The organism is Gilliamella sp. Fer4-1 (genome assembly GCF_001690515.1).
Taxonomy (GTDB): Bacteria; Pseudomonadota; Gammaproteobacteria; order Enterobacterales; family Orbaceae; genus Gilliamella; species Gilliamella apicola_C.
On record NZ_LZGZ01000102.1, the window covers coordinates 1 to 7,333 of the forward strand.

Sequence of the window (7,333 nt, forward strand, 5' to 3'; positions counted from 1 at the left end):
TATGTTCGTGGTGGCGGAATAAATGGCTTTTATCGGAATCGTATTGATGGAGCCATCGATCTATACTGGCAAAATAAAGTTGATTATCTATTATTAAGTGGCGATAACGCGCTTTTGAGTTACAACGAACCCATCACCATGAAGAAAGATTTAATAAAAGCAGGTATTCCTAGCGATTCGATTGTTTTAGATTATGCCGGCTTTAGAACATTTGATTCGGTAGTTCGAGCCAATAAAGTATTTGATGCCAATGACTTTACTATTATTACGCAAGAGTTTCACTGTGAACGGGCTATTTTTATTGCGCTTGCACATAACATTCAAGCACAATGTTTTGCTGTACCAGCACCAGCAAGCATGAAACTAGTGCGCATTCGTGAAATGTTTGCACGCGTCAGTGCCTTTATTGATCTCTATATTCTTAATAAAGAACCCAAATATCTTGGCCCAGTAATTCCTATCATTACTAATAGTCATTAGTTTTATTTAGCCTAAATTTTTTGTAAAGAAAATTCAGGTAATACGTCTATTGTGGTATAAAAACACAGCAAAGAAAAGATTGTCCAATAAATTAGATTGCATTTTTATGCAAAAAAAAGTAATATTTAATCAATTATACAGTCAAGAAAAATATATAATGAATATTGAATTAAACCATATTAACTGTTTTTATGGTACACATCAGGCCTTAAATGATGTTTCTCTTAGCTATCCACTTGGCGAAACAATTGTATTACTTGGTCAAAGTGGTGCGGGTAAAAGCTCTTTATTAAAAGTATTCAATTTACTTGAAATACCGACATCAGGTAAAATGACTATTGCCAACTCGCATTTTGATTTTTCAGAAAAAATCAGCGAATCCACAATTCGACACCTTCGCAAAAATGTCGGCATGGTTTTTCAAAATTACAATTTATGGCCACATTTAACGGTGCTAGAAAATTTGATTGAAGCGCCCTGCCAAGTTTTAAAGTTATCAAAAAAAGAAGCTAGCGATAAAGCAATGGCAATTTTAGCGCGGTTACAAATTGATAATATGGCTCAGCGTTATCCCCTTCATCTTTCAGGAGGTCAACAACAAAGAGTGGCTATTGCAAGGGCATTAATGATGGAGCCACAAATATTATTATTTGATGAACCAACAGCCGCATTAGATCCAGCGATCACATCACAAATTGCTGAAATTATTAATGAGCTTTCACAAACAGGTATTACACAAATTATTGTGACTCATGAAGTCGATTTTGCGCGCAAAGTAGCTTCACAAGTCATTTATATGGAGCATGGCAAAATTATTGAGCAAGGACAACTTGAATGCTTTGCACATCCTAAAACCGAGCAATTTAAAGCTTATTTATCACATTAATTAAAATAAAATTGGGTGGATATATGAAAAAAACGTTACTAGCCATTTGTCTTGCAGGAACAACATTTTTAGCTCAAGCTGTAGACACTTTAACCATCGGCACTGAAGCAACTTATGCGCCTTTTGAATTTACTAATGAAAAAAATGAAATTATTGGCTTCGATATTGATGTCATAAATAAAATTTGTGATGAAATAAAAGCATCTTGTAAAGTGGTTAATCAATCATTTGATGGCCTAATTCCTAGCTTAAAAACACGTCGAATTGATGCTGCTATAGCGGGTATTGACATTACGCCAGAACGACAAAAACAAGTTGATTTTACAAAAATTTATTATGATGATAGCTCAATTCAGTTTATTACATTAAAAGATACACTAACTGATCTTGAACAATTAAAGGGTAAACGTGTTGGGATCCAAAAAGGCACAACTTATCCAAAATACCTAAATGAAAAGTACCCAGATGTCAAACAGGTAAGTTATGACAGCTATCAGTACGCTATTTTAGATTTAAAAGCTAAGCGAATTGATGCAATCGTTTCAAGTTCAATTGTTGCTGGTGAATGGTTAGGTAAAGATGCAGACATCGTTCCTTTAAGTGATAAAATTATTGACCACGACTTTTTTGGTGAAGGGCTAGGAATTGCGATACGTAAAGGTAACGAAAAGCTACTTAACCAATTTGATCAAGCAATAGATAAACTGAAAGCTAACGGTGAACTAGATGCTATCTATAAAAAATGGTTTAACAAATAAACTTTATATTTAAATATATATTTTATAATAATGACCTCGCCGCATTCACTTGCGGCGAATTTATTTTTTAATTTAATCTTGGTTTTTTTATGTTTGATTTTTTTGCAAATGAAATGAAATGGGTTTTGTCTTCAATGGACGGTTACATTTTGCCGCTTATTGAAGCTACTTCTACCACATTATCATTAGCCTTTGTATCATTAATTGTTGGGATTATATTTGCTTTTATTTTCTCAATATTAGAATCCGTTCCATTCAAACTCATTGCATGGACCATGTCTTTATTTAACTTAACTATTCGAGCATTACCCGAATTATTAATTGTGATAGCCATTTATAACGGTTTACCGTTATTATTGATATTATTAAATGATGGTTTCACCATCGATCTGTATTTTACCTCTTTAACAATACAGCTAAACATTGAAGATTTTAATGTTAGTCCTTTTTTATGTGGTGTTGCCGCACTTTCTCTTCTCTATGCTGTTTATGCCTCTCAAACTTTACGTGGTGCATTTAAAGCAATTTCTAATGGACAACGGCAGGCCGCGCAAGTTTTAGGACTAAGCAAATCTCGCACATTCTTTCGCATTATTATGCCACAAATGTGGCGCCATGCTTTACCGGGCCTAAGTAATCAATGGTTAATATTATTAAAAGATACGGCATTAGTTTCAGCAATTGCCATTAATGATTTAATGATGCAAACCAAAACCATTGTTGCACGAACCAATCAACCTTTTTTATGGTATATCGTGGCTATGATTATTTATCTAATTATCTCAATTTTTAGTCAAAAAATTATATTGCGCATTGAAAAACGCTCAACCTATTTTGAACAACCTACCTCAGCGAAAAATTAGTAAGGTCGCATTATGTTTGATAATTTTATTCATTACCTAAAAATAATCTGCCAAGGTCTTCCTGAAACATTAAGTTTAAGCATTTTAGGTATTTTATCTGCAGGAGTTATTGCTACTTGCTTATCATGTTTATTATCACTAAATCACTTTATACTAAATAAAGTAATACGCACATATATTATTATATTTACCGGTACACCTTTACTTGTACAGCTATTACTTATTTATTATGGACCATCACAGTTTAAAGATATTTTAATCAAAGTACCATTACTTTATAATACCATCTCATCACCTTGGTTTTGTGCCTATTTGGCATTAACACTTAACAGCGCTGCCTATACAACGCAAATTTTTTATGGCTCGTTAAAAGCCTTACCTAAAGGACAATGGCAAGCTTGTAAAGCACTTGGTATGGATAAAATACAAACGTTAAAAGTTGTTTTTCCTTATGCTTTAAAACGTGCACTTTCCACTTATTCAAATGAAGTCGTGTTTGTCGTAAAAGGTACTGCATTAGCCGCAATGATTCCTGTGATGGATGTGATGGGTTATAGTAATGATTTGAATGCGGATTATTACGATTTCACTATTTTTATTGCTGCTGGGCTAGTTTACCTCTTGATAAATGGTTTGCTTAGCACCATTATGAGGATAATAGAGAAAAAAGCCCTCACATTTGAAAACTAATATGAACTCATTTGATTCAGCATCTTTTTTAAAAACTGTCCCACATAAACCGGGTATTTATCAAATGTTTAATGATAAACAGACGATTATTTATGTGGGAAAGGCAAAAGATCTTAATAACCGTCTAAAAAGCTATTTTAACAATAGCAAAAAAACCTTAAAGACAGATATGCTAGTTAGTCATATCCGCCATGTTGAATTCACAATTACTAATACCGAAACCGAAGCTTTACTACTTGAACAAACTTATATAAAAAAGTATCAGCCACGATACAATGTGCTTTTAAAAGACGATAAAAGCTACCCATTTATAAAATTAAGTAAAGAACAACATCCTCAACTATCGCTTTACCGAGGAGCTGTAAATCGGAAAAAAGATGAGTTCTTTGGTCCTTATCCCAGTGGCTATGCTGTTAAACAAATATTAGCTTTGTTACAAAAAACATTCCCAATAAGACAATGCCTGAATTCGACATATCGCAATCGCACCCGTCCTTGTCTACAATATCAAATTAAGCGTTGTTTAGGGCCTTGCGTACCTGGTTTAGTGAGTGATGAAGATTACCAACAGCAAGTTAACTATGTAAGGTTATTTCTGTCTGGGCAATCAGAACAAATCTTACAAAAAATCACTGAAGATATGCAAAAAGCCAGCAATGAACTTAATTTTGAAAAAGCGGCAACACTACGCGATCAACTACAAGCAATAAAACATATCAATGAAAAACAAGCAATTTATAACAATAATGATAATCTTGATGTGATTGGCTTTCATTATGAATTAGGTTTAGCATGTATATATGTTTTATTTATTCGCAACGGGCAAACCTTTGGTCATCGATCTTACTTCCCTAAAGTACCATCCAATACGGAATTAGAAGAAGTTATTGAAACATTTATAGGGCAATTTTATTTGCAAGGTAATCAAAACCGCAACATTCCTAAGAAAATTTTGTTGAATTATTCTTTATCTGACAAAAAACCTATAGAAGAGACACTGTCACTTATTGCTGAACACCAAGTTAAATTGGTTGATGAACCTAAAGGTGATAATCTAAAATTACTCAACATTGCAACGGTAAATGCTCAAACTGAAGTAAAAAATAAGCTATTAGCAAACTCAACCATAAAACAACGTTACGATGCATTAAAAGCTTTTTTAGGGATTGATAAAATTAACCGCATGGAATGCTTTGATATTAGCCATTTTATGGGCAAAAACACCATTGCATCTTGTGTTGTTTTTGACGATAAAGGACCAGTTAAAGCCGAATTTCGACGCTATAATATTACAGGTATCACACCAGGTGATGATTATGCAGCAATGGAACAAGTATTAACACGCCGTTACAACAAAAAAGAGCTTCCTGACGAAAAAATCCCCGACATCATTTTTATTGATGGCGGTAAAGGACAACTTAACCAAGCGTTGCAAGTATTTGACCAATTGAATGTTAATTGGAATAAAAATCATCCTATTTTAATTGGGGTAGCAAAAGGCGCTGAGCGTAAAGAAGGATTAGAAACTCTTTTCTTTGAGGCTCATGGCACTGGGCGCTATCTGGATGATCATTCCCCTGCTCTATTACTCATTCAACAAATCAGAAATGCATCACACGATCATGCCATTGTCGGCCAACGAAAAAAAGGCATCAAACAACTTACCGATAGTGCTTTGGAACATATTGAAGGAGTTGGAGCCAAAAGGAGGCAAGCATTACTTAAACACTTTGGTGGGTTAAGAGAACTAAAAAATGCCAGCATTGATGAAATAGCGCAAGTGCAAGGAATATCTAAATCATTAGCTGAAAAAATTTATCTAAATTTAAAGCAATAACACATTGAAAAATTAACATTTTTCAGGCAACATAATCACCAATAAAAGACTATTTTTCGCTAATTACTAATGCATTGATTAATAAAATAAAAAAGAGCTTCTATCACATGAAAATTAATTTTCCAACAGCCTTAACACTATTTAGAGTCATTTTAATTCCTTTTTTTGTGATGGCATTTTATTGGTTTCCTCATCAATGGGCTGGTTTTTTTTCTGCATTGATTTTTTTAATTGCGGCCGTAACCGATGTTTTAGACGGCTATCTTGCCCGTCGCTTAGGACAAACAACTAAATTTGGTGCTTTTTTAGATCCTGTTGCTGATAAAATTATGGTGACAATTGCTTTAGTTTTAATTACACAATATTATCAAGCATGGTGGATCTCTATTCCAACAATTATTATTGTTTCACGCGAAATTATCATATCTGCCCTACGAGAATGGATGGCTGAAATTGGTAAACGTAAAAGCGTGGCCGTTTCGTCAATTGGTAAAATAAAAACAATTACCCAAATGACCGCGTTAACTTGGTTACTATGGCGTCCTTGTGATATGGTCATTTATGCTGGTCTCGTTGCATTATTTATTGCGACAGTTTTAACGCTATTATCAATGTTACAATATTTATGGATAGCGCACAGTGATTTATTAGAAGAAGAATAACCAACTCTCTATATTTCTGAGCAAACACTTTTTTATATAAGTAATTTTGTTCAATCAAAACGTATAAACAAAATTACTTATCGCCTTATCAATTAACTGATACCCCTATTTTAATCATTAATTAGCTAAACATTGAGCAATTAAACAATTAATTTAAAATTTCTATTGACTGAAATCATAAGATAGGTAAAATGCACTGCATTCAAAGCGAATTACTTTTTGTAAGTCAGTTTTGAGCCCGGGTGGTGAAATCGGTAGACACAAGGGATTTAAAATCCCTCGGCCTTTTTGGCCGTGCGAGTTCAAGTCTCGCCCCGGGCACCAACCTTTACTTATGCGGGAATAGCTCAGTTGGTAGAGCACGACCTTGCCAAGGTCGGGGTCGCGAGTTCGAACCTCGTTTCCCGCTCCATCTCATAGTCTAATACATTCCTATAAGTTTCTAAAACTGTTTTAAAATTATTGAGTTATGTTTATTTTCATTCTTATATGTTCCTATAAAATCTTATGAGTTCCAAGAGATTTAAGTATAAGTAACTCTTAAATTTAAAATAAGTAACCGTCAATTCTCTTTTCTTTGTTAATGAAATCAATTTATTACTGTATTTTTTCTTCAATTGTTTTCGCCTTGGCTAACTTAAAAGCTAAATTCAATTTTTTAACGATAGAAGAGGATATATATGTCTAAATTATCTGATACTAAAAATTAAAGCAGCAAAAGCGAAGGATAAAGCCTATACACTAAATGATAGCTTGGAACTAATGATAAAAATTAAGCCTACTGGAGCTAAACTCAAGGACTTTAGGTTTTACTGGTATAACAAGCAACAACTCATGTCGTTTAGTCGATATCCTGAAATAAACCTGTCTGATGCCAGAAAGCTTAAGGAGGAGACGCATGAATATGTGGTTAAAGGCATTGATCCAAGGCTTCAATTAACAATAAAAAAGAATAAAATAGCACCGCAAGAAGATAAAAATACAACGCCCCTGTTTAGCGAATATGCTTTAGAGTGGAAAAAATTAAAATTGAAAAACTCTATATCTATATAGGTAGAGAGGATGCATTAAAAAGAAGGCAAAGTACCTGTAAATACCCCAAACTTAGTACACAACTCACGTAGAAAATCATGCAGCTTGTTTTAGTGTTTTATACT

8 protein-coding genes and 2 tRNA genes are annotated in these 7,333 nt (G+C 33.7%); all 10 read left to right on the forward strand.

The window, feature by feature from the left end; genetic code table 11:
- The coding region (locus tag A9G30_RS03815) for an ElyC/SanA/YdcF family protein (protein ID WP_176700835.1) at nt 1-480 on the forward strand (480 nt) is incomplete at its 5' end.
- Between the two features lie 157 nt (nt 481-637).
- Nucleotides 638-1,366, forward strand: a complete 729-nt coding sequence (gene artP, locus A9G30_RS03820; protein WP_065588114.1) for an arginine ABC transporter ATP-binding protein ArtP — start codon at nt 638-640, stop codon at nt 1,364-1,366.
- 23 nt (nt 1,367-1,389) lie between these two features.
- Nucleotides 1,390-2,124 carry a transporter substrate-binding domain-containing protein gene (locus tag A9G30_RS03825; protein WP_065567552.1) on the forward strand — a complete coding sequence of 245 codons (735 nt, stop codon included), beginning with the start codon at nt 1,390-1,392 and terminating at the stop codon, nt 2,122-2,124.
- Between the two features lie 134 nt (nt 2,125-2,258).
- The gene (gene artQ, locus A9G30_RS03830) at nt 2,259-2,987 is read left to right on the forward strand and encodes an arginine ABC transporter permease ArtQ (protein WP_065588115.1); all 729 of its coding nucleotides are present in this window, start codon (nt 2,259-2,261) and stop codon (nt 2,985-2,987) included.
- 12 nt (nt 2,988-2,999) lie between these two features.
- The gene (artM, locus tag A9G30_RS03835) at nt 3,000-3,677 is read left to right on the forward strand and encodes an arginine ABC transporter permease ArtM (RefSeq protein ID WP_065567551.1); all 678 of its coding nucleotides are present in this window, start codon (nt 3,000-3,002) and stop codon (nt 3,675-3,677) included.
- Nucleotide 3,678: 1 nt separating this feature from the next.
- A complete protein-coding gene (uvrC, locus tag A9G30_RS03840) occupies nt 3,679-5,514 on the forward strand; it encodes an excinuclease ABC subunit UvrC (protein ID WP_065580783.1) in 1,836 nt (611 codons plus the stop codon).
- Nucleotides 5,515-5,621: 107 nt separating this feature from the next.
- The gene (pgsA, locus tag A9G30_RS03845) at nt 5,622-6,176 is read left to right on the forward strand and encodes a CDP-diacylglycerol--glycerol-3-phosphate 3-phosphatidyltransferase (RefSeq protein WP_065567549.1); all 555 of its coding nucleotides are present in this window, start codon (nt 5,622-5,624) and stop codon (nt 6,174-6,176) included.
- A gap of 236 nt (nt 6,177-6,412) precedes the next feature.
- Nucleotides 6,413-6,500, forward strand: a tRNA-Leu gene (locus A9G30_RS03850).
- 12 nt (nt 6,501-6,512) lie between these two features.
- A tRNA-Gly gene (locus A9G30_RS03855) sits at nt 6,513-6,588 on the forward strand.
- A 293-nt stretch (nt 6,589-6,881) separates the two neighbouring features.
- Nucleotides 6,882-7,229 (forward strand): integrase arm-type DNA-binding domain-containing protein, encoded by a 348-nt coding sequence (locus A9G30_RS03860; RefSeq protein ID WP_255305730.1) that lies wholly within the window; start codon nt 6,882-6,884, stop codon nt 7,227-7,229.
- Nucleotides 7,230-7,333 lie beyond the last annotated feature (104 nt).

Coding starts and splice junctions, on each gene's coding strand:
- artP (WP_065588114.1), top strand. CDS start 638: ATGAATATTGAATTAAACCATATTAACTGTTTTTATGGTACACATCAG.
- A9G30_RS03825 (WP_065567552.1), top strand. CDS start 1,390: ATGAAAAAAACGTTACTAGCCATTTGTCTTGCAGGAACAACATTTTTA.
- artQ (WP_065588115.1), top strand. CDS start 2,259: ATGGACGGTTACATTTTGCCGCTTATTGAAGCTACTTCTACCACATTA.
- artM (WP_065567551.1), top strand. CDS start 3,000: ATGTTTGATAATTTTATTCATTACCTAAAAATAATCTGCCAAGGTCTT.
- uvrC (WP_065580783.1), top strand. CDS start 3,679: ATGAACTCATTTGATTCAGCATCTTTTTTAAAAACTGTCCCACATAAA.
- pgsA (WP_065567549.1), top strand. CDS start 5,622: ATGAAAATTAATTTTCCAACAGCCTTAACACTATTTAGAGTCATTTTA.